Below are 22,612 nucleotides of genomic sequence, written 5' to 3' on the forward strand. Positions count from 1 at the left end.
AAATGAACAATATAAAAATAGCATCTGCCCAATTTGAAAATAGGAGTGGAGATAAAGAATATAACTTAAGTGTAATAGAAAAACTCTCACGGAAAGCAGCGGCAGATGGAGCTGAAGCAATTGCTTTTCATGAATGTTCCATTACAAGTTACACATTTGCACGTCACTTGTCAAAAGAACAATTGCTCGACGTAGCAGAGCTGATACCCGACGGAAACAGCATAAAACGTTTGACAGATATTGCAAGAGAGCATAACATAACTGTATTAGCTGGTCTTTTTGAAAAGGACAAGGAAAATAAAATGTACAAGGCATACGTATGTGTCAATAAAAATGGAATGGTAGCAAAACACAGAAAATTGCACCCATTTATACATCCTGAACTGATACCGGGTAATGAATATACCGTATTTGAAATTAAGGGATGGAAGTGTGGTATTCTTATTTGCTATGACAACAATATTATTGAAAATGTAAGAGCAACAAATCTATTGGGAGCCGATATTATTTTTATGCCCCACGTAACCATGTGTACTCCTTCGCCGCGACCAGGTGCAGGCTTTGTTGACCCCCTTTTATGGAAAAACCGGGAGACAGATCCGACGTCGCTAAGAGCAGAATTTGACGGTTTAAAGGGTAGGGAGTGGCTAATGAAGTGGCTGCCTGCACGGGCCTATGACAATGCGATTTATGCCGTCTTTTCAAACCCTATTGGTATGGATGATGACCAGTTAAAAAACGGGTGTTCTATGATAATAGATCCTTATGGTGATATTGTTGCAGAATGTCGCAGGTTGGGTGATGATTATGTAATTGCCACCTGTACCGCTGAAAAATTAGTTAATGCCGGAGGATACAGGTATAAAAAAGCAAGACGTCCGGAAATGTATGCAAACATTATTGGTCAACCGCATGAGGCTGTACAAAAAGTTGTTTGGCTTAATGCAGATGGAGAAAATTGATAATAGGAATGAAAAGAATTTTGGCTCTGTTATGTTTTCTATTTTTCAATAAAGGTGTGATTATAATAAAGTCAAATACATTTCAAATCTAACACAAATAACAATCGCATCTATTTGCTGCCTGGGTACCAATTTCGCAATCTAACTTCAATGTTTTTGTCGCCGGCATTAACAAGGCTTTTAAAAGTGTTTACATCTTGGCCGCGGTAGTGGTATGGGTACACAACTTTTGGTTTAAACGCAAGTACACCTTGCGCAGCCTGCGTTGCATCCATAGTATAAGGCAAATTCATGCAAATAAAAGCAATGTCTATATTTTTAAGTGCGCGCATTTCAGGGATATCTTCGGTGTCACCGGAGATATAAATGTTCTTGCCGCCAATGCCAAGAATATAACCGTTTCCTCTCCCTTTAGTATGACGAGCATCAGGTGCTTCCGGGAGGTTATACATTGGAATAGCCGTAATTGAAATACCTGCCGGCAAAGTTTTATCCCCGTTTTTTAAAATCACAACCTTTTCTTTATTAACTGTTGCCGGCAGTTTATCGGCAACAGCTTGCGGAACTATCAGCAATGCATCCGTACTATTAATTGCTTCAATGGTGGCAGTATCGAAGTGGTCGCCGTGGATATCAGTGATCATAATTATGTCAGGAGCACCAAACCCTTTAAAGGCATCAATTCCACCGGTGGGATCAACATAAATATTCTTTTTATTGTAACTAAGTACAAGTGTAGCATGGGTAATGGGTTGTATCGTAAGTTCTCCGCCTTCAACCTTTTCATGGTCCGCTTGCGCTGGCTGCGATTTAGCAAACACGATTGTTAAGCAAAAAAAGAAGGCCAGTATGAGTTTAAGGTTCATCCAACTGAATTTTAATAACACTAAAATATGTTTTTAAAAATTAAAAAAATCACTTCATTTTGAAACCCAGATTTTATTACTCACCATCGGTGGCATAATCTTAGTTTACATTAATTGAAGTTAAAATATAAATTTATGGCAACAGAACAAGAAAGGGCTTTACAAGAGAAATCAGAAAATATTATTGATGGCGCGAAGTCGCCATTGGGCGGTTTACAAAATAAAGCTACAGAACAAACAAATGAAGCTGGCAATAATGAGCAGAACTTACCAGTTGAACAAGCAGATGATGAAGTTACTAATAATGATGGGTCTATAGTTGAAACACTCGATACAGCTTTTCATAATGAACCGGGTGTAATAAAAGATCACAGTATTGCCGGCAGCAACCGCGCCGATTATTATGAAGCCCAATCGCAAGGTAAAAGTGATGCGGAGGAAGAAATGGATTTCATTAGGAAGCAACAGGCAGAATAGACGTTAATCTTGCTTAAAAAAAGAGGCGAAGTTTCAGGCTTCGCCTCTTAGAGGTTTACACCACAATTTTCCGAAATTCGTTTTTCAATACGATTATTTAAGTAGATATCCTTAGGAATTAATAACGAAATCGTGCTTATAATTTGGTGCATTAATGTGGCTGATCATTTTATGATAAGAAACATAAGACATAACTAGTATAGCAAACGCAACCAGCGGAAAAATCGCTTGTCCCCCAAACCCATCTACAACCCAATGAGAAATGGCAGCACAAATAAAATTAATAGCGAAACCAACATACGCCCATTCTTTAAACCTGCCTTTTATTACTGGTAAAATCAATACTAAAGCTCCAATTATTTTAAATATGGTAAGCATTACTCTAAAGTAGTCAGGATAACCAAGGTGGCTTATTCCTTGTCTTGCAAGTTCTGTGTTTGACGTCAAAGCCGGCATCAGTCCATCCATTAAAAAGATAACAATAGTAGAAGCCCAGTATGTGATTTTTGTCGTTTTCATAGCGGTTTATTTTTGGTTAATTAATATTTTGTTCGTGTAAAATTAAGTGTACTCATCCTCATGCATGGTGTGTGGTAACGACAATATGAGGGGTTAAATGCGCTACCCGATTCGCTAAACTTACACTCCGGGGAATCCTTTTATACTGCCATTAAAAGTTGTGCGCACGATTATTTCAGCATGCGAAAATCTCTTTTTTCATACCCGTATTTTCTGCCATTTTTCACTGTTAAAAACTTGCCTTTTTTAGTATAAAAATGATTTTGTTTTTGCCGGAATTTTGTAATTTAGATGCAGCAAGCAACATATAACCGTTGTCTTCGATTTTATAAGGCTTATTATCTTTTTTAGCTCCGGTTTTAGAATCAACAGCAGATAATTTTGTAGGAGATGCTTTTTTATTTACGCCGATATAAACCCTCAGAAAGGAAGAAGAACTAAAAGCTTGGTTATTAGTTTAATAGATGCATTGACGCAATTGAAAAGTTAGTCAAGGAAGTTATTGAGTCGAGGTAAAAACGATTATATAGCTTTTCTAAATTTTATTAAATTTTTAAAACTAAGAGAAATGAAAAAAGAAACCACTTCCCTTTTTGGAAATCTTTTTGGTGGCAAGAGTGATTCCTCCGAATCAGAAAAATCTAAACCAGTAGTTATCACTTCGTATTCGCAACCAAATGTTTTACAACAAAGAATGAAAGAAGAAAAATTGACCCATGGTGAAACAGTAACTGCAAATTTATCACCTGTACGGTTAGAAAATGCTTACGGTAAAATGGTAATGTATTTTTGCCCAATGAAAAACATTGAGGTTCTTGAAACTGTTACCAACGGAGATGGAGAAAACATTCCGGCCGAGGCTAAAGTCGAAGGACTAACCATACCTGATAATTTAAAAGCCGGGTTTTATAACCTGAAAAATGTTATGCTGACCTCAAATGGAACAATGCAGGTAAAAGCTACTAATAAAACCTTTTGGGAAAAAGCAGAACTAGAGCAACTTTGAAAAATGTTTCTATCCATGTTGGTGTAGTCGCCAATGAGTCACTCCTGCGATACGCACCAGCATGGTATAGAAATATTAATAGGTTTGTTACAATCGTTCATAAACTCTTCATGATACAAATGACGCAGTAAGGTAAATTACTTTTTTAATGAAAGGATGTAGGTAACCATACTTTTAGCGTCATCTAATGAAAGCTTTGGATGTGGGTCCATAACTGCATACCCCCAACTTCTACTTCCCCCAACAATTACTTTTTGAGCAAGCATTTCAATATATACTTTATTGACAGGGTATCTTTTTGCTATGTCTTTAAAAGCCGGTCCAACTGATCTTTGGTCTTCTTTATGACAAGTATAGCAATCTGCGTAGCTGATAAGCGATTCACCCTTTTCCGCTACTTTAGCCGGTATGCTATCGTTTTTACCGGGTATTGGCTTTATATAATCAATTTTTTCTCTATTTTTCTTACGTTCAGGCTCAGCCCGATTGCATCCCAGTACATAGAAAGCAGGTAATAACAGCCAAACGATTAATAACAGTTTATTCTTTATAAAAATGGCAGCGCAACTTTTCATTACAATTTCAATTTTTTATTGGTTTTCTGTATGAATAGAAAAATGTATTTATTTGCTACATAAGTTTTTATTCTTGATCTGTTTCTTCCATTTAATTGAAATGTTATTTAGAGAACGTAGTTTCTTGTCCTGCTTTATCATAATCTAAGTTATCCTCTTTGTGTAATTCCTGAAACTTCTTAAAAACACGTAATTGCTAATTCCAGGTAATCAGCTTTTGTTATAGCAAGTTGTTTTAGCTCTCTAAATTACACATATTTAAAAGTATAAAAATTTGAAATCCACTATTAGTCGTTAGAAATTAAGAAAGAAAGAGCTATCTATAGCTGAAGTTGAAAATGTTATCAACCTAACACTTTTACATTCTTTATCCACACCCGTGCAACAGTCGCATGTATCGTTTACGGTAATATTAACTTTGGCTAATTTTTAAATGGGTGCTTAGAGTGTTTGTTAAACAAAATTTGTAGAAAGCTGAATTAGAATCCGCCGGTACAAGTGAGTGACACAACGATGGTGAAGAATGGGCTATGATGGTTCCCCAAAAAAATTCATTCTTATAACTTCTCTTCCGCACCTGTTACAACTTTTTTGCTTTTTATTATGATTGACAATTGTAATATTTATAAAAATATTCAAGTTAACACTGAGCTATGATCGCAGTACTGAAAAGAAGTTTAGGCGCAGCAGCGCTTGTTTTGGCGATGCAAAGCCATCCGTTTGCACAGGCTACCTTGGCTAATATAGATCCTGATGCTGATTTTAAGTTGGCTAAAGAGCTTTATCAGAAAGAACAGTTCAGCCTTGCTTATCCTTTATTTAAGAATATTGCAGATGGTAATTATGCTAATAGTAAGTTGCCGGTAAGCACACAACTTGAAGCTAAATATTATACTATTGTTGCCGGTTTGAAAATGGGCGAATCCACCGCGGAGACATCCGCCCGTACGTTTATAGAGGAAGAGCATAATGAGCCGCGAATACAGATGCTAAGCTACCAGCTGGGTGAATATTATTACCGCAACCAAAAGTTTGAAGATGCGTTAACGTATTATGAAAAAGCAGGCATTGATAACCTGAGCAATCGCGAGATAGCCGACATGAAATTTCACCAGGGCTATGCCTATTTTACGTTGCAGCAATTTGACAAGGCAAAACCACTGTTTAACTCTATCAGGCAGATACCGTCAGACCCTAATTATCTTGATGCAAATTATTATTTTGGTTTTATTTCCTTTTATGAAAAAAACTATCAGTTGGCAATGGAGTCTTTTCGTAAAGTGGAAAACCAGCCGACTTACCAGAAAATTGTTCCTTATTATATAGCCGAAATTTTATACTTCCAGGGCGATAAAGATAAAGCTATCGAATACGGTGAAGCTAAACTAAACAATGGCGGACAGTATTATAATATGCAACTGCAACAGTTAATTGGGCATGCTTATTTCGAAAAAAAGAATTATAAAAAAGCATTGCCCTACCTGCAGGAGTATGTCACCAAAACGGACAAGGTAAGACGCGAAGACCTTTACGAATTATCGTACACATATTATCAATCGAACCAATTAGCAAAAGCTATTCCTGGCTTTAAAGAGCTGGGAGGGAAGGAGGACTCACTGGCTCAAAACAGTATGTACCTCCTGGCCGATTCGTATTTAAAAATGGGACAAAAGACAAATGCTCGTAGTGCGTTTTTATTTTGTGCCTCAAACAGCAGCAATCCTGCGCAAAAAGAAATATCTGTTTTTAACTATGCAAAGCTTTCTTTTGATTTAGGATACCAGGATGTAGCATCAAGCGAATTACAAAGTTTTATTAGTACTTACCCCACCTCAACTTATGCTGCTGAAGCAAAAGAATTGCTTGTAAACGTTCTCGCCAACACAAATAATTACCAGGATGCATTAGTGTTGTATGAAAGCCTGCAGGGAAAGAGTGAAAATGTGAAAAGAGTATATCCTAAAATTTTATACGGAAGGGCAGTAGAATATATAAATGAACAGCAACTGGTAAAAGCGGACGGACTGCTAAATGATGTTTTGCAAGCTCCTTATAATAGTGCCCAACTTCCATATGTTTACTTCTGGAAAGGCGAAATAGCTTATCGTCTTAATAATCCTGACCTTGCTATAGAACATTTGACCAACTACTTAAAAAACCCTGCAACAAGTGGTGAGGTAAATGTAACAGATGCGAAATATGATCTGGGGCATGCATACCTGCAAAAAGAAAATTTCAGGCAGGCGCTCGGTTATTTTGAGCAGATAACCAAGAAGATAAACAGTAGTTCGACACCTATAGAGCAGGACGCTTACCTGAGAAGCGCCGATGCGTATTTTATGAATCGTAATTATAAGCAGGCCCAGGAAATGTATGATGTTGTTTTAAACATCAATTCTTCTTCAGCAGATTATGCTTTATATCAAAAAGCGATCATTGCAGGAGCAGCAAACCGAAATACAGAAAAGATAAACATGCTGCAATCTTTAGAGCAGCGTTTTCCTTCTTCTTCATTAATTCCTGATGCAAATCTTGAAATTGCAAATACTTACCTGTCGCAGGAAGATTATCATTCGGCTATTGCTCCCTTAAATAAAATAGTAAAAACACCTAACGCTTCTGCACTTCATCCTCAGGGCTATCTGAAACTCGGAGTCGCCTATTTTAACTTAGAAAATAACCAGGAAGCTTTAGCAAGTTTTAAAACATTAATTTCTTCTTATCCAAATTCAGCAGAAAGTGATGCGGCGGTGGAGTATGTGCGGGATATATTTATAGAACAGCAAAAGCCAACAGAGTTTGCTGTTTTTATGAGAGAAAATGGAAAGAGCATCAGTTATAATGAGGAGGATTCCATAACGTACGCTTCTGCAAACAACCGTTATACTAACAACGACCAGCAAAATGCGCTAACCGGTTTTAAAGATTATTTAAATAAATTTCCAAATGGACGATATGCAATTGATGCTAACTATAATATAGCGGAGATGTATACCGGCAAGAAGGATTATCAGAATGCGTTAACCGGTTATGCTTATGTTGCATCTAAAGCGCCTAATAAATATGCCGAAAAAAGTATTTTGCAGGCTGCCCGTATTAACTTTTTCGAATTGAAAAATTATACCGATGCAGAGATATATTTTACTCAATTAAAAGGGCTGGCATCTCAACCAGATATACAACTGGAAGCGATGCGCGGACTTCTTCGTTCGCAGTACAGGTTAAACCAATGGAAAGATGCTGTACCAAACGCGAAGGAATTGTTAGCAAAAAAAGGTATTGCCACAGATGATAAAATGATGGCAAATATGGTAATTGCTAAAAACTACCAGGAAAATAATGAAACTGATTTGGCATCTTCAACCTATAAGACAGTGATTTCGTTGGGAAAATCAGAATTTGCTGCGGAGGCACGTTACCAGATAGCAAACATATTATTTCAACAAAATAAATTGTCAGAAGCTGAGAAAGCAGCCTTTGAAGTAGTTAACAAAGCAGGCTCTTACGAATACTGGACTACAAAATCATATATTCTTTTAGGTGAAATATACTGGAAACAAAAAGATTACTTCAATGCAGAAGCAACACTAAAAAGTGTTTCAGAAAATGCAACAATACCTGAATTGAAAGAGGAAGCGAAGAAAAAGCTTGATGAAGTAGTAAGTGAAAAAAACGCAAACAGTAAGGTTGCACAACAGTAATTATTCAAACAGAATTATGAAAAAAATCATTTTAATAGCATTATCAGTTACCACGTTATCCTCTTTACAGGCACAAAAAAAGGGTGCGCAGGTTTTTGATACAACTAAAAGAACCGTTGTTATCACTTCCGCATACAAACCTGTATTGAAACCTGCTGCTAAAATCAATTTCAGCGCAGCCTCGCCTGCGGCAGATTCTTCTAAGCCGGCCCTTTTGTATAACGTGCCGGCACAAAACCTGTTTTTTACTTATCAGCCTGCATCTCTAAAACCCCTTGCACTTTCCATTGATACAGCAATAAGCTGGGAAAATTCAAATTATATAAAGCTTGGTGTTGGTAATTATCGTACACCCTTTGCACAGGCTGGCTTTTCGTTTGGCGACGGGAAAAATTCTGTAGTAAATATTCACGCAAAACAAATTTCCCAAAAAGGAAATCTACCCTTTCAGCAATACAGCCATTCTAACGCAGATATAATGGGAATCTTCAGCACTCAAAACAATACCGAGTGGCGTGGAAAACTGGGTTTTGACAATAGCACTCAATATTTTTATGGTTCGCCCGACGCGGGTAAGTATACTAAAGACAGTTTGCGTCAGAGGTTCAACACTTTAAGCGCAATGGTTGGCTTTAGAAATAAAGAAGTAAATAGTTACGGTATTACTTACGACCCTACTATGTCGCTAAACCTCTTTGGCGACAACAGAAAAGGCAGGGAAACAAATTTTGTAGTGAATGCACCTATTACGAAAACATTTACTGAAAATTTTGCATTTAATGTTGGTGTTACTGCAGACCTTACAAACTATAAGACCTATAACAGTGAAAAATCGATTAAAAATAATCTTTTCAATATTAGCCCTTCATTAATAGTCAAAAAACAAAACTTTAGCTTAAATGCGGGTATAACTCCGTCATGGGATAATAAAGCTTTCAGCTTACTTCCAAACTTTACTGCATTAGTAAAAGTAAAAGATGAGCAGTTTGTGCTGCAGGCAGGCTGGATTGGTTATTATCAGAAAAATACTTACCAGACACTCACTGCTTTTAATCCGTGGATATCGCAACCTTCAGCTTTACTAAACACTAGAACAAAAGAATCTTATTTTGGATTTAAAGGTTCTGCCGGAAGTCATTTTTCTTACAATGCAAAACTGTCTGTTTTAAATTATAAAAATGCCGCCTTGTTTTTAAATGATACCGCAGACGGCAAGACTTTCAGAACTCTTAATGAGCCTTCCATGAAAGCAATAAAAATTCATGGCGAAATTGGTTATACCTTCCAGGAGAGATTTAGCCTTCTTGGTGGTGCAAGCATTAACCGCTATACAGGTTTAGAGGTCAACGATAAAGCATGGGGATTGCTGCCGGTTGAGATAAACGGAGCGTTGCGCTGGAGGGTTTTAAAAGACCTTCAATTTAAATCTGATGTATTCTTTTGGGATGGACCACGTTATTTGACCAAAGAGGGAGAAAGCAAAAGACTTAAAGGAGCTTATGATGTAAATGCCGGAGTTGAATTTACTATAATGCCAAAGCTAAACTTGTGGCTTCAATTTAATAATATTCTTAATAATAAATACGAGCGCTGGAGTCAGTACCAGGTATTAGGTTTTAATGTTTTAGGAGGAATTGTATATTCGTTCTCCCAAACGTCTAAATAAACATGCTTCAGTTACTATACAAATACCTTATTCTACACAATAGAGCGAGTGTTCCTGGGGTAGGTGTTTTTTATATCAAACGTAATTCTGCCAGGCTTGATTTTGCTAATAAAATATTTTTAGCCCCGACTTTACAAATAAATTTTAAATCGGACACTTCAGGTGCTGATAACAAAATCTATACTTTTATTTCAAAAGAGCAAAAAATTGATGAAGCAGAAGCTAAAGGGCGGTACAATAATTTTGCGAATAAGCTAAAAGAAACGCTTGTAGAAAACAATAGTGTGGATCTGCCAGGTATAGGAGTGCTCACGCAAAATGCGGAAGGTCAGCTATTTTTTAAGGCAACTGTAGAGGTGAATGATTATTTTCCTCCGGTGACAGCGGAAAGGGTAATAAGAGAAAACTCTGAACACCAGATATTGGTTGGTGACCTTAACCGCACTAATAAGCAGATGAAAGAAGTGCTTGTGGATGACGTGGCAGACGCGTCCCGCTCAAAAGATTACTGGTGGATCTTTGCTATAGCTCTTGGTCTCATTGGTATTGCAACTATTGTTTATTATTATTTGCACAACGGAAGTTTGAAATAAATAGGTGTTTTTTACAGCATAAGAGAATATTGAACAATATCAAATAGTTTTGAATGTTGAGAAAGGAGCATTAATAGCTCGTTTGTTATGCTGATATTCTTACTCCTTATGAAACTGCTATAAATCGTGCCGTTCATTAAGCGAAGCAAAGTTTTTTGAGCCACATGGAAGGTGCGAAAGTTCTTTTTATGGCAAGGTGAGCGCGACTTTTTTTACTCGCGTTTTATTTCTGGATTTGATTTTACTTCTTCAGCTAATTTTGGCGGCTGTTCTTCATCTTTTTCATCGCCTAATAACATGCCCCATGGCTTCATACTTTCAATCCGGTCAAATACTACTTTGCTTATTGCAATTACAGGAATTGATAAAAACATACCTGGTATTCCCCAAAACATTTCTCCTACAATAACTCCAATAACAGTAATCAACGCGTTGATCTTAACCTTTGAACCAACAATAACAGGAAGCAGTATATTACTGTCAACCAAATGCATCGCGACAATTGTAGCTATTACCAGTATAATTTTGGTAGTACTAGCTGCTGTACCTATAGTAATAATAGTGCTCAAGACCAAAGACGTAAATATGCCGATATAAGGAATAATATTAAAAAGTCCGGTAATAAGGCCAAGTAAAATGGCATATTTTACTCCTATCAATAAAAATGCAACGCAGCACACCGCTGCCACAATTCCCATTTCGAGTAAAAGGCCCAATATATATTTCCTGATAATGTACTCTACCTGGGCAACAATATCATAAACGGTTGTAGAGTTTTCTTCGGTAAATACTGCTACCAAGAATTTTATTATTAGCCGCCGGTAAAATAGCAGGAAGAAAGTGTCTATCATAACGAAAACAAGGAACAACAAAACAGATGACAATGAAATTACTGTAGCCCCTATGACACCGGCGCTTTCGGCCAGCATCCTTTGGGTTTCAGAATGTATGTAAGCCATTTGCTTATTTACATCAATATGAAATTTTACTGTTACCCAATTTTGCATTTGATTAATGGTATCCGAAAAGGCCTCTTTGAACAATGGCCAATCCTTCGCCAGATCAGAAATTTGCGACCCGACCACATAAAGTATCAGCGAGATAAACAAAAGCAGCAGAATTACCGATAATCCCGAAGCTGCACTTCGTGGTAACTTCAACTTTGTTTCAAAGAAACCCGCAAGCGGAAGAAGTGAAATGGCAAATAGAAAGGAAAATATAAGTGGAGATAGAATCTTTTTTCCTACGATAAATATAAAGCCTAGTGCAATAAGGCTAATAAGTATCATTGCAAGCTTTGTATAAAATGGGGTAGAAGTAGTTTTGGAAATCATAGATTTAATTGAATTGATAAAAAGCTGTCTTATAAATGATTCTCAAGTTACCGAAGGAGAATTTGTTTTGCGCATAAAACCATCTTTTTATTAAATTGTTCATCAACCAGAAATAATAAATCTCTTGCCACCGAAAAAAATAATAAGGTGGGAAATTAATTGAACAATGAGAATAACAAACAAAACTTTTAGAAGATTTAGATAAACTTATTGTTATATCACTTATTGTTTTTTTAATTTTTCTCTTAAAGTAATTGATAAGGAAACATTCTTTTTAGATAATTACTGTTATTTTTAGTTGCACCAAGTAATTGCAGGAAGAGATATGATAAATGTTACAAACCAGCTAAACGTTAATCTTTGATATAGTGAGGAACAAAGTGAAACAGATTATAAGAAAATCTTTTGATTATTATATAATCTCCTTTTAGATTTTCTTTAGCCATGGTCAAATCATGAGAGTTGGCAGACGAAGTTGTAGCGACTTGAACAGGAATTTAAATACTTCAATTTGCTTAATAATTAAAGAAAAGTAATTATAACAAATGCATTTAAACGAAAGGTATAAATGCATTTGTGCTTTAGCTAGTATGGATCGAATAGGCCTTAAAAAATATTTACTTATTTTTAAATAATTATAATTAAATAAAACCGTAAAAATTATGAATGAACGTAGATCAGTAATGAAAAAAATTCTTGCCTCTGTTATTGGCTTTGCCGGATTTGGACTTGCCGCAAGTGCAAAGTCCAATAACAATAGCAATTTGGAAAAGGAAACGTTTAATGTAGAGAAAGACCAGGATGTTCCGCTGTTTTCAGGAGCTACAAAATTTAACGGTCTTATTTTTATCGCGGGAAAAGGAGCGCACGTTGCACCGTTTGAAATTAAGGCTCACACCGAGATTGTACTAAAAGAACTTGAAAAAGAACTGGTAGCTGCGGGATCATCCATGGAGAAAGTTCTTAAAGTAGGTGTTTTTTTAAATGACATTGCTGACTACAAGGGAATGAATGAAGTGTATAAAGGCAGATTTGGAAAAAATCCTCCCGTTCGTACAACTGTAGCTGTTGCAAAAGGAGGCGTTCCTGGAGATTCTTTGGTCGAAATGGACTGTATCGCTTACGTTTAGTAATAAATTTTTGTTTTTTATTCTAATGTAAGAATTATTGTTACAGCATTAGTTTTAAAAATGGAAAAACTTGTTCCTTCCCTTTACTGAACATTTAGGGAAGGAATTTATATTACTGCCTTCTCCAGTCAAGTTGTTCTTCAATAGAAATGAACCAATTATTTTATAGCGAATGAGGAAAACTTTATAATCCTCTCTAAATTTTATATTTTAATGAAAAAAATATTTTTACTTCTCTTTCTGTCAATTCCTATTACCCTTCTTTATTCACAACCGTATGCCATTGTAATAAAAGATGGTCATGTCATAGATCCTAAAAACAATATTGACGGCGTTATGGATATTGCAGTTAATGAAGGTAAGATCGTACAGGTAGCAAAAAATATCGATCCGAAACAGGCAATACAAGTGGTAAATGCCAAAGGTCTGTTAGTTACTCCCGGTTTGGTAGATATTCATTCGCACAATTTTTTCGGTACTGAGCCCGATCACCAATATGAAAACGGAAATCTTGCGCTTCCACCCGATGGTTTTACTTTTCGTAATGGAGTTACTACAGTAGTAGATGCAGGAAGTTCAGGTTGGCGCACTTTCCCTACTTTCAAGGCTCAAACTATTGATCAATCAAAGACCAGGGTACTAGCTTTTTTAAATATTGTGGGTGAAGGAATGAGAGGTGGTTATGAGCAGAACTCAAACGATATGGACTCAAAAATGTCTGCCCTTGTTGCTAAAGGTAACAAAGATATTATTGTCGGTTTTAAAGTTGCACATTATGAAGGTCCGGAATGGACACCAGTTGATAAAGCTGTTGAAGCGGGAAAACAGGCAGGTGGAATTCCGGTAATGGTAGATTTTGGAGGAAGTAACCCGCCACTTTCCATAGAAGAATTATTTATGAAGCACCTGAGACCAGGAGATATTTTTACACATTGTTTTGGACAACTTGGTACTAGGGAGTATATAGTTGACTTGCAAACAAATAAAGTAAAGCCTTTTGTTTGGGAAGCACAGAAACGCGGTATTGTTTTCGATGTGGGGTATGGCGGTATCAGTTTCGCTTTTTCCCAGGCTATTCCTGCTGTTAAAGAGGGATTTTATCCTAATTCAATCAGTACAGATATTCACGTCGGAAGCATGAATAATGCAATGAAAGACATGCTTACAACCATGTCTAAATTTCTGGCAATGGGTATGGATTTGAAAAAAGTTATTACAGCAAGCACCTGGAATCCTTCCAGGGAAATTAAGCATGAGGAATTAGGAAATCTTTCTGTGGGATCTGGCGCAGACATAGCTATACTAAATATACGCGAGGGGAAATTTGGACTTTTTGACTACACTGGATATAAAATTGAAGCGAACAAAAAACTGGAATGTGAAATGACCATACGAGATGGCAAAATAGTGTATGATCTTAATGGTATTGCAAACCCTATTGTCCCTCCAAAAAATGCTGCTGCGAATGCTGCTAACGTACAAAAGTCAGTAACTCATTAACGCATCAGTAAACCATCAATTACCGTCCAGAACACTTCACATCATGAAATTACTTCTATATAAGCAAGCTACTTATATCACAGGGATTCTTATTGCGTTCTCTATTATTAGTTTCACTGCTTTTAAAAACAATAATCATTCTGCCAATTTAGATAATGCAGGATTATTTCTGCCGGCAAATTTTCAGGCAGTAGTAGTGGTAGATAGTTTGGAGGGCAGGGCAAGGCATTTGGCTGTTAACAGAAATGGTGACATTTATGTAAAATTAAGATTTCCTGATTCTATAGGAGGAAATGTGGCTCTACGCGATACAAATAATGATGGAAGGGCTGATATCATACAAAAGTTTGATGACTATGAAGATAAGGGCAGCTATGGAACGGCAATGAGAATTTATAAAGGATATCTTTATTTTAGTTCCGAATTAAATGTTTTCCGGCAGAAATTAACACCGGGAAAATTAATTCCTGACGGTCCGATAGAATTAATTGTAAAGGATGATGATCCGCGTGGAAGACATGAACATGATGCAAAGCCGATCGCCTTTGATGACTCAGGCCATATTTATGTGCCCTTCGGAGCACCATCGAATGCATGCCAGGAGCAAAACCGTGTTCCAGGTTCTCCCGGTATTTCTGATTGTCCATTACTCGAAGATCACGGTGGTATCTGGCGCTTTGATGCAGAAAAAACAGACCAAACACAAAAAGACGGGGTCAGGTTTGCAACAGGACTAAGAAGTATAGTAGCAATAGATTGGAATAAGGCTGATAAAAATTTGTATTGCGTAATGCATGGAAGAGACGATATGCATTTGTTGTGGCCGGATGTCTATAGTCAGTGGCAAAGTGCACTGCTTCCGTCGGAAGAATTTTTAAGAATAAAACAAGGTACAAATGCAGGATGGCCTTATTATTACTATGACCAAATTCAAAAAAAGAAACTCTTGAATCCCGAGTACGGCGGTGATGGAAAGAAAGCAGGTGATGGCAGTAAGTTCGAACAACCTTTAATCGGGTTTCCTGGACATTGGGCTCCTAATGATTTATTTTTTTACACTGGTAATCAATTTCCTAAAAGATATAAAAACGGTGCTTTTATTGCTTTTCACGGTTCTACAAATCGGGGAACTTATCCGCAATCAGGTTTTTTTATAGGTTTTGTACCTTTTAAAAATGGAGCCCCTTCTGGGTCGTGGGAAATTTTTGCTGATGGTTTTGCAGAAACAGAGCCTTTGGTAAGTGTAAGTGATGCAGTGTACCGCCCTATGGGATTAGCGATGGGCCCAGATGGCTCTCTGTACGTAAGTGATACGGAGAAGGGGAAAATCTGGAAAATAATGTATAAAGGTGATAAGAAGTCTTTTGGAACAGCCCAGTTGGCAAAAATGGAAAAGAGAAAGTTGCTTCCTCATATTAAAACTCCTGATGAAGTAAATGATAATCTCGTGAAAGGAATGCTGGAAGGAGGTGCAAAGACTTATGCGACTTATTGTATGCCTTGTCACCAGTTAAATGGAGAAGGTGATGGAAACCGTTTTCCCCCGCTGGCTGATTCTGAGTGGGTAATTGGATTTAAATGGGGCGACAAGGAAAAACTTATTCGCCTGCTTCTTCAAGGTTTAGAAGGACCTATTGAAGTAAAAGGTAAACCATACAATAATGTTATGCCTGCCCACAGCTTTTTAAGCAATGAAGATGCTGCGCACGTCTTAACTTATATCAGAAATAATTTTGGAAATAAAGGAATGCCAATTTCTGCAAGTGAAGTAGATGAAATAAGGAAAACCATTTCTTCGAAATAAAAGATGTTGAATTTACATAGTCAAACAAAGCATATAAGAGGAAATTTATATTATTTCCTCTTATATGCTTTGATCCTATTGATTATTCTTTGTCATCTGCCATTCACGTCCTGGTTCGTCTACTCTGAAAGTCTCTATGTTTTGCTGATCCTGTAGCGTAACATATGCTGTGCGACCGTCTTGTCCGCCAAAAGCAATATTGCTGGGAAGTTTTCCGATTAAAGTAATCTCTTTTAAAAGCTTGCCTTCCGGCGATACTTTTGCTACGACGCCTTTTCCGTGCCGGCAGATATATAAATTTCCTTTGGTATCACATCGCATTCCATCCATACCAAAATCAGGGAATTGAATTAATAACCTTTTATTACTGATTTTTCCATCTTCAGATAAATCATATACCCATACTTTGCGCTGAACAGACTCATTTACATACAATCTTTTATTATCAGGGCTAACTTCTATTCCATTTGCAGTTCCCATATTATCTTCCAGTAAAGTTACTTTGCCGTCATTTCCAATAGTCCAGATGCGGCCGGTTCCTGCTTTCCAATTCGGATCGCTTGCATATAACCGGTCTCTGCTGTCAATTGCTATGTCATTCGGCTGACTCATCGAATCTTCATGTGCAAATACGGTTAGTTGTTTTGTGCCCATATCTACTTTTAGTATATTATGATTAGTATAGTCCGCAATGTACATCTCACCCTTGCTGTTAAAACGGATGCCATTACCGATACTTTTATTGGGCAGCTCGACAAAAATGCTTGCTTGTCCTGATGGAGTTACCATGCCGACGGTACCTTCATGTTCATAATTTACTGCGTATAACATCCCGGCTTTATCTACCGCTGGTCCTTCTGCACCAGAGGTAAAACTCTTTGCAGGGGTAAATGCTGTTGACTTAAATAGTTCGCCTGCATCAGCAGTTTTATGGGAAGCATTACATGAAATAGCTGTAAGAATAATTAAAAACTTTGCAACAAGAAACGATGTTTTCATAAGAAAATATTTTCTTTAGTGTTTTTGCTTTTAGTATCATGATAGAATAGATAAGTAAAAGTATGAAGTATAGTTCGGTTAAAGCAATGATAGTACAAGAGTCTGACCGTAACTAAAGCAGAGTGAAGTTTTTGTGCTTGTAAACAAAAAGTTCCTAAAGAAAAAATCTTTGGGAACTTTTGTTTGAACTACTACAAAATCTGTTTATTATTTTACAACATTACTTTTTTATAAAAAAGTTTAATGACCAGAAGCCTTGGCATCAGTGAGCACAATTGGGGTAGCAATACCATTTAAATCATAAACAATTTTTCCTCCTCTGATAGTCATTTCGCATTCAAAATTTTGTTTTGCATTTACCTTATAACCCATTCTATCCCATAGACCAAAGTCTCCCTGCCGCATATTTAATACGGCAATATCTGCAACTGCGCCGACAGAAAGATTGCCTAATTCTTCATGTTTTATAGCTTGTGCAGGTGCCCATGTACCTGCTTTTATTACCGCCGGAACATCCATCCCCATAGCTACAAAAGTTGACATTACATTCAGCATATCTTTCATAGCTGCATTCATACTTCCGGTATGTAAATCTGTACTCATTGTATTAGGAAAAAAACCGGCTTTTATAGCGGGTAATGCCTGTCGAAAATCAAAGCTTCCTCCACCATAACCTACATCAAAAATAATCCCCTTCTTCTGAGCATCCTTTACAAAAGGCTTTAATTGCCTGCTTTTTAAGTCGACAATAGGATCTCGCCTGTCTAATTCGGTAAAGGTGTGTGTGTAAATATCACCCGGGCGTAGATGTTTGAAAAAAAGATCTTCTATAGAGAGTGGGGGATGAGTATCGTCGCCGCCAAAATCAACTATGACCGGTATGTCAGCTAACTTTCCTGCTTCTACCGCCCGGTCTACAGGTGTCCATTCTGCGGCTTCATAATGAGCAACTTTAAATCCAACGATATAATCTTTATACTGCCGTGCTGCATTGGCAGATAATTTTGAATTCATATCATTTGCATCCTGTTCATAAGCTCCGCCTCTCATGCCCTCGCCCACAATATTTAAAAAAGACAATACGCGGGTGTAAGAGTGATCAATAATATTTTTCTTAAACGTAGGGAATGATTTCCAACCTGCACCACCGCAATCTACAACTGTAGTGACACCAACGCGGAAAGTGAAGCCATCAGGAGGAAGGGCATCAAGGCCGTTACTGAGGTAATGATCTGGTTCTGTGCCGGCAAAAACATGCTCATGCATATCAATCAAACCAGGGGTAACATATTTGCCTTTTGCATCAACAACCTGCCGACCCTGCCTGGCATCAATGTTTTTAGCTACTAAAGCAATTTTGCCATCATTGACTGCTACATCCATTATACCATTGATATTGTTTTTAGCGTCGATTACATGCCCGCCTTTTATTACGATATTATAGGTTTGACACTTTAGAATAGTTATAAACAGGAATAGCAAAGAAAAAAGTAAAAATGATTTTTTTAGCATTTGTATAATTTAAAATCAAATTTTTTATAGGAAAGTGTGAAAATCTGTGAGTTTTCGAAAACTAGTAAAATAAATTTTTATGATCTAAGCTGATGCTTTTGTCAGCTCTTCATTTATCCTGGTTGCTACAATTTTTTCCTGACCGGGCTTCAACATAAAAACAGTTATATTGATGGTATTGTCAGCAAAACTCATTACTTCGATTGACGGATTACCCTCCCTTAATCTTGCCTGCAAATCTTTAGGTGTTGTTTTAACTACAGACGTATCCCACGAAATTTTTAAAGCAGGAGTGTGGTTTGCGATGGGAGGCACCGTAACTTCTGTGGTTACACCTTTTACTTTTTTTGCAGCGTTTTCAATGATTGCTATTTTTTCTTCCCATTCCTTCCATTCTTTCTCATGGTCTTGCTTTACATACCGGTCTAATGCAGCATACATACCTAATATTTCCTCTTTGTTTACTTTCATTCCACGACCTATATTACCGCCTCGGGGAGGAGCGCTGAGACGGGCAGCAGCAACAAGGTCTTTTTTGCCATAAAGCAAGCCTGCGCTTTGTGGTCCCCGTATTGCTTTACCACCTGAAACACAGATGAGATCAAACCCCATTTCACTATACTTCCAAAGATTTTCTACCGGTGGAATATCTGCAGCTATATCAATTATAGTAGGAATATTATGCTTTTTTGCTACTTCAAGCCATTCTTTGTGTAAAATCTTACCATGAGGTGTGCTTTCATTTAAAAAATACATTAAAGCCGTTTTTGCATTTATAGCTTTTTCCAAGTCATCCATTGTTTCAACGACCACAGGTTTAATACCGGTGTTGGTAAGTGCATGAATGTAATCGTGATTATGTCCTTTCTGTACAATTACTTCATTTTTTTCAAAACTGTCAACATTTGGTAGCTGTGCCACTTTTTCAAGGTCCATTCCGGTAAGTACTCCTGCAGTCCCTAATACCAGTGCCGACCAACAGCCTGCTGTTACCATAGCAGCCTCTGCGTGACATAAAGCTGCAATTTTTTCTCCCGCTTTATCCTGTACTTCATCGTACATAATAAATTCTTTTGACGAACTATTAATAGCTTCCATCACTTCATCTGGCATTAGCGAAGCAGTCATAAACGTGTATGTACCGGCAGCGTTTATAAAAGTACGCAGACCTAATTCTTTTACCATGTCACGTTTAGGTTTGTTAGATGGGGCTGCAATCGCTGATTTAAATGGAACAGCTGAGATAGCTGCACCTGTTAATGGTCCTAAAGAAAAATACTTTAAAAGGTCCCTGCGTTTCATCGTTATTTTTTTAATTTATTTAGAATAATAAATGCTTTTACTGCGCTTAAACTTATTATTTAAAATCTCTGTAAAAGGTATGACAGGTTTATGTAAGAAAACTGAAAAATTACTTTTAAATGATGAAGAAAAGAAGTTATCCTCTTCTTGATCATCTACAGTTTTATGGGGTATTCCAACATACTCTTGTTAATAAATTATCGTTTTTTGCCTCTGAAACACCTTGTCTTTTCAATCCTTCTGAGTATTTGCGGTCTGTCTGTCTGCTTTAAAGTTATCGGTATCGAAAATTTTTGAAACATTTTGTCATCTGTATCATTTCCCGAAATGCACATTTTTATTACTGCAATATTTCCAATATCAGTTTTTACTGGCAATTTTTTTGGAATTTGTTTTTACTTTTCCGCTTTCATCTTTCGGAAGTGTTATTTTCCATATATCGCCCCCTTTGCCGCCGTATGAAATAATATATACTTCATTTCCTATCATCACCGCATCTGTTGGTTCTTTAAAACCTTCAACAATACGGGTGGTCTTAACAAAATAATTATCAGAAGCCTTGTCATATGTCAATTGCAAGTGTAATAAATCTTCACCCTCATTCGTAAAAGGCCTCATCATAGAGGAAGTAGCCCCTAATGAGTAGCGAATCACAAAGCCATCACCCTTAAAGTCTTTTCCAAGAATTTTTTTATTATCAAAAAATAAACCCAGGGGACTGCAATGTGCAGTAAAAGTGCTGACAGTAACACCTGTTATATCTCCGTCCAGTATTTTTCCTGAATGTCCCCGGTACTCATTTGCATCTGGTCCTAAATTTTGCACGCCTGGTGAAAAAGTAACACCTGCAGGAATTTTTGGAAATGTTGGATCAGTATGAAAATATTTTACTTCCCACGAGTGAGAAGTTCTGTTGATAAAGGGATCGGTGTTAGGATCTGGTTTCCAGTCATTGTACTGTTGCGGATTTTCAATACCACCCATTATCCAGGGAAAACCATAATGATGATTTTGTCTTATCCAAAACATATCTTCCGGCATATCGTAATCAGCAGAGTTAGAAACGGCAAAAAGATTGCCCTGGGGATCAAAAGCAAGGTCGTAAGCATTGCGTATGCCTTCTGCATAAAGATAACCATCGGCAAGTAATTTTGCTTTGTCATCTGTTAATAACACGTCTTTTGCATCAACAGGAAACCTGAAAATTTTGGAGGTAAGGTTATTGTCGCGGGCATTTGGATATAATCCTCCATTATCCTGCACTTCTCCATGATCTGTTCTTGCACCGCTGTTTACATAAATATATTTGCCATCAGGACTTACTTCTAATGCATTCCACCCATGATCGAAAATTGTTTTGTTTGAACCATAATCGACTGTATTGAAAACCTCCGTCATTTCAGCCGGCTTTGAGGGATACAAATTGTAGCGCACCATTCTTCCTTTAGTACTCTTGTTATCATTTGTACTAACATTGCCGCATAAAAAAAGGCTGTTGTTTAAAAACGCCGCACCTTGTAATCTCGGAATTCCGTGGTCTTTAGCTGTGAAAATTTTCTCTGCCTTCGGTTGCCCGTTTTTTAAATTTTTTATCTGAAAAACATTGCCATCAAAAGTCGTATACCATAGATCGCCGGTGACGGGATTGTGCAAGATCCGTACAGCAAATGAATCAACTTCCATTATGTGATCAACTTTTATATCTGGCCGCAATGCCTTTGGTGGATTTGAAGAAGCCTTAATATCTGGAATTTTCCTGATAAAAGACACAAGTTGCCAGCGTTGTTCTTCTGATAATGAATTTTTAAAGGCAGGCATAGGTCCACGGCCGTTACTTAATTTATAAAATATAGCTCCGTCTGTTTGCTTCTGCACTCTGTCTCTATGAAAATTTGCAGGCTTTGGATCAAAACCTGAACCTGCTGCACCATCTCCAAAACCTGTTTCTCCATGGCAGGTTCTGCAATAAATGTTGTAAAGGTTGTGTCCTTTTTCTTCCATCTCCATAGTATTCTTAAATGGGCTTTTTAACTCATTTGCATCTGCTGGAGCAGTCCAGTTTTTATCAGGTGTCTTTGATGAATTACAGGCAACAAATTCTACAATAATAAAAAGATAAAAACAACCTATTAATAAAAAAGCTTTTAGCCTTTTATTCTGCATAATTTTTTATTTGATTTAAATATTTTACTAGCTACTTTTTTTATAGCATAAAAGTTAGCGTAATCTCAAATACTGATAACATGACACTTGCTGTATTGATAAGAATAAATGTAATTGCACGACTGAACATCAGGGTAGATTAGTATGTAAAGAATACATAAATAAAGTCATTACGGGCAATTGAATAAATTCTATCTTTCGATGGATTTATGCGAATAGCAATTCGTCAATCTTTTAATCCCTAAACGAAAAATACAACAGAAATTCAAACACAGCTAAATTTATTTTTTAAATTCTCTAATAAAATTTCCGCAATCGTTTGCATTGTTTTTTATACAAAATATTCACGGTAATTATGCTTACTTCATATAAGCATAACTGTTTTACCTGGTACTGGTAATAATCGATAGAAAATAATAGTGTTCACCTTTTGATATTTAGAGTACTTTAATTCCACTTGTAGATTTTACAGTTACAGTACTGAAGTTTTAGATAATAAATGT

17 protein-coding genes are annotated in these 22,612 nt (G+C 36.9%); 9 read left to right on the top strand and 8 right to left on the bottom strand.

Annotated elements, in window-relative coordinates:
- Positions 1 to 2 precede the first annotated feature (2 nt).
- Positions 3 to 962: a nitrilase family protein gene (locus tag B154_RS0104650; RefSeq protein ID WP_018612159.1), complete on the top strand. Its 960-nt coding sequence runs from the start codon at positions 3 to 5 to the stop codon at positions 960 to 962.
- Positions 963 to 1,072: 110 nt separating this feature from the next.
- Here the strand turns inward: B154_RS0104650 and B154_RS0104655 are convergent, their stop codons facing one another.
- The gene (locus B154_RS0104655) at positions 1,073 to 1,828 is read right to left on the bottom strand and encodes an MBL fold metallo-hydrolase (protein ID WP_018612160.1); all 756 of its coding nucleotides are present in this window, start codon (positions 1,826 to 1,828) and stop codon (positions 1,073 to 1,075) included.
- A 135-nt stretch (positions 1,829 to 1,963) separates the two neighbouring features.
- Between B154_RS0104655 and B154_RS0104660 the strand changes: the two genes are divergently transcribed.
- Complete coding sequence (locus B154_RS0104660) at positions 1,964 to 2,305, top strand: hypothetical protein (protein WP_018612161.1); 342 nt, start codon at positions 1,964 to 1,966, stop codon at positions 2,303 to 2,305.
- A 111-nt stretch (positions 2,306 to 2,416) separates the two neighbouring features.
- Here the strand turns inward: B154_RS0104660 and B154_RS0104665 are convergent, their stop codons facing one another.
- The gene (locus B154_RS0104665) at positions 2,417 to 2,824 is read right to left on the bottom strand and encodes a DoxX family protein (protein ID WP_018612162.1); all 408 of its coding nucleotides are present in this window, start codon (positions 2,822 to 2,824) and stop codon (positions 2,417 to 2,419) included.
- 568 nt (positions 2,825 to 3,392) lie between these two features.
- Here B154_RS0104665 and B154_RS0104670 point away from each other — a divergent pair.
- Positions 3,393 to 3,830 carry a hypothetical protein gene (locus B154_RS0104670; protein ID WP_018612163.1) on the top strand — a complete coding sequence of 146 codons (438 nt, stop codon included), beginning with the start codon at positions 3,393 to 3,395 and terminating at the stop codon, positions 3,828 to 3,830.
- Positions 3,831 to 3,967: 137 nt separating this feature from the next.
- On the opposite strand, the gene B154_RS0104675 is transcribed toward B154_RS0104670, so the two are convergent.
- Positions 3,968 to 4,405 (bottom strand): c-type cytochrome, encoded by a 438-nt coding sequence (locus tag B154_RS0104675; RefSeq protein WP_018612164.1) that lies wholly within the window; start codon positions 4,403 to 4,405, stop codon positions 3,968 to 3,970.
- A gap of 653 nt (positions 4,406 to 5,058) precedes the next feature.
- Here B154_RS0104675 and B154_RS0104680 point away from each other — a divergent pair.
- From B154_RS0104680 to B154_RS0104690, 3 genes are read left to right on the top strand one after another with little or no spacing between them, the layout of a single operon-like run.
- Positions 5,059 to 8,106, top strand: a complete 3,048-nt coding sequence (locus tag B154_RS0104680; RefSeq protein WP_018612165.1) for a tetratricopeptide repeat protein — start codon at positions 5,059 to 5,061, stop codon at positions 8,104 to 8,106.
- A gap of 16 nt (positions 8,107 to 8,122) precedes the next feature.
- Positions 8,123 to 9,772, top strand: coding sequence for a TonB-dependent receptor (locus tag B154_RS0104685; protein ID WP_026259964.1), 1,650 nt, complete (start codon positions 8,123 to 8,125; stop codon positions 9,770 to 9,772).
- A 2-nt stretch (positions 9,773 to 9,774) separates the two neighbouring features.
- Entirely contained in the window at positions 9,775 to 10,365 is a 591-nt protein-coding gene (locus tag B154_RS0104690; RefSeq protein ID WP_018612167.1) for a hypothetical protein, read from the top strand.
- Between the two features lie 212 nt (positions 10,366 to 10,577).
- Here B154_RS0104690 and B154_RS0104695 read toward each other — a convergent pair whose 3' ends face one another.
- Positions 10,578 to 11,699, bottom strand: coding sequence for an AI-2E family transporter (locus tag B154_RS0104695; RefSeq protein ID WP_018612168.1), 1,122 nt, complete (start codon positions 11,697 to 11,699; stop codon positions 10,578 to 10,580).
- Positions 11,700 to 12,361: 662 nt separating this feature from the next.
- On the opposite strand from B154_RS0104695, the gene B154_RS0104700 reads away from it, so the two are divergent.
- From B154_RS0104700 to B154_RS0104710, 3 genes are all read left to right on the top strand, one after another.
- On the top strand, positions 12,362 to 12,829 hold the full coding sequence (locus tag B154_RS0104700) for a RidA family protein (protein WP_245542550.1): 468 nt from the start codon (positions 12,362 to 12,364) through the stop codon (positions 12,827 to 12,829).
- Positions 12,830 to 13,042: 213 nt separating this feature from the next.
- Positions 13,043 to 14,329 carry an amidohydrolase/deacetylase family metallohydrolase gene (locus B154_RS27695; RefSeq protein WP_018612170.1) on the top strand — a complete coding sequence of 429 codons (1,287 nt, stop codon included), beginning with the start codon at positions 13,043 to 13,045 and terminating at the stop codon, positions 14,327 to 14,329.
- A gap of 43 nt (positions 14,330 to 14,372) precedes the next feature.
- A complete protein-coding gene (locus B154_RS0104710) occupies positions 14,373 to 16,133 on the top strand; it encodes a PQQ-dependent sugar dehydrogenase (protein ID WP_018612171.1) in 1,761 nt (586 codons plus the stop codon).
- Positions 16,134 to 16,208: 75 nt separating this feature from the next.
- Here the strand turns inward: B154_RS0104710 and B154_RS0104715 are convergent, their stop codons facing one another.
- The 4 genes from B154_RS0104715 to B154_RS0104735 all read right to left on the bottom strand — a co-directional run bounded on the left by B154_RS0104715 (position 16,209) and on the right by B154_RS0104735 (position 22,109).
- A complete protein-coding gene (locus tag B154_RS0104715; RefSeq protein ID WP_018612172.1) occupies positions 16,209 to 17,132 on the bottom strand; it encodes an SMP-30/gluconolactonase/LRE family protein in 924 nt (307 codons plus the stop codon).
- Between the two features lie 240 nt (positions 17,133 to 17,372).
- Entirely contained in the window at positions 17,373 to 18,644 is a 1,272-nt protein-coding gene (locus tag B154_RS0104720) for an amidohydrolase/deacetylase family metallohydrolase (RefSeq protein WP_018612173.1), read from the bottom strand.
- A gap of 84 nt (positions 18,645 to 18,728) precedes the next feature.
- Positions 18,729 to 19,946, bottom strand: coding sequence for an aminotransferase class V-fold PLP-dependent enzyme (locus tag B154_RS0104725; RefSeq protein ID WP_018612174.1), 1,218 nt, complete (start codon positions 19,944 to 19,946; stop codon positions 18,729 to 18,731).
- Positions 19,947 to 20,306: 360 nt separating this feature from the next.
- A complete protein-coding gene (locus B154_RS0104735; RefSeq protein ID WP_018612176.1) occupies positions 20,307 to 22,109 on the bottom strand; it encodes a c-type cytochrome in 1,803 nt (600 codons plus the stop codon).
- Between the last annotated feature and the right edge of the window lie 503 nt (positions 22,110 to 22,612).

The sequence above is a fragment of the Segetibacter koreensis DSM 18137 genome (genome assembly GCF_000374045.1).
In the GTDB taxonomy this organism is placed as follows: domain Bacteria; phylum Bacteroidota; class Bacteroidia; order Chitinophagales; family Chitinophagaceae; genus Segetibacter; species Segetibacter koreensis.

Coding starts and splice junctions, on each gene's coding strand:
- B154_RS0104650 (WP_018612159.1), top strand. CDS start 3: ATGAACAATATAAAAATAGCATCTGCCCAATTTGAAAATAGGAGTGGA.
- B154_RS0104655 (WP_018612160.1), bottom strand. CDS start 1,828: ATGAACCTTAAACTCATACTGGCCTTCTTTTTTTGCTTAACAATCGTG.
- B154_RS0104660 (WP_018612161.1), top strand. CDS start 1,964: ATGGCAACAGAACAAGAAAGGGCTTTACAAGAGAAATCAGAAAATATT.
- B154_RS0104665 (WP_018612162.1), bottom strand. CDS start 2,824: ATGAAAACGACAAAAATCACATACTGGGCTTCTACTATTGTTATCTTT.
- B154_RS0104670 (WP_018612163.1), top strand. CDS start 3,393: ATGAAAAAAGAAACCACTTCCCTTTTTGGAAATCTTTTTGGTGGCAAG.
- B154_RS0104675 (WP_018612164.1), bottom strand. CDS start 4,405: ATGAAAAGTTGCGCTGCCATTTTTATAAAGAATAAACTGTTATTAATC.
- B154_RS0104680 (WP_018612165.1), top strand. CDS start 5,059: ATGATCGCAGTACTGAAAAGAAGTTTAGGCGCAGCAGCGCTTGTTTTG.
- B154_RS0104685 (WP_026259964.1), top strand. CDS start 8,123: ATGAAAAAAATCATTTTAATAGCATTATCAGTTACCACGTTATCCTCT.
- B154_RS0104690 (WP_018612167.1), top strand. CDS start 9,775: ATGCTTCAGTTACTATACAAATACCTTATTCTACACAATAGAGCGAGT.
- B154_RS0104695 (WP_018612168.1), bottom strand. CDS start 11,699: ATGATTTCCAAAACTACTTCTACCCCATTTTATACAAAGCTTGCAATG.
- B154_RS0104700 (WP_245542550.1), top strand. CDS start 12,362: ATGAATGAACGTAGATCAGTAATGAAAAAAATTCTTGCCTCTGTTATT.
- B154_RS27695 (WP_018612170.1), top strand. CDS start 13,043: ATGAAAAAAATATTTTTACTTCTCTTTCTGTCAATTCCTATTACCCTT.
- B154_RS0104710 (WP_018612171.1), top strand. CDS start 14,373: ATGAAATTACTTCTATATAAGCAAGCTACTTATATCACAGGGATTCTT.
- B154_RS0104715 (WP_018612172.1), bottom strand. CDS start 17,132: ATGAAAACATCGTTTCTTGTTGCAAAGTTTTTAATTATTCTTACAGCT.
- B154_RS0104720 (WP_018612173.1), bottom strand. CDS start 18,644: ATGCTAAAAAAATCATTTTTACTTTTTTCTTTGCTATTCCTGTTTATA.
- B154_RS0104725 (WP_018612174.1), bottom strand. CDS start 19,946: ATGAAACGCAGGGACCTTTTAAAGTATTTTTCTTTAGGACCATTAACA.
- B154_RS0104735 (WP_018612176.1), bottom strand. CDS start 22,109: ATGCAGAATAAAAGGCTAAAAGCTTTTTTATTAATAGGTTGTTTTTAT.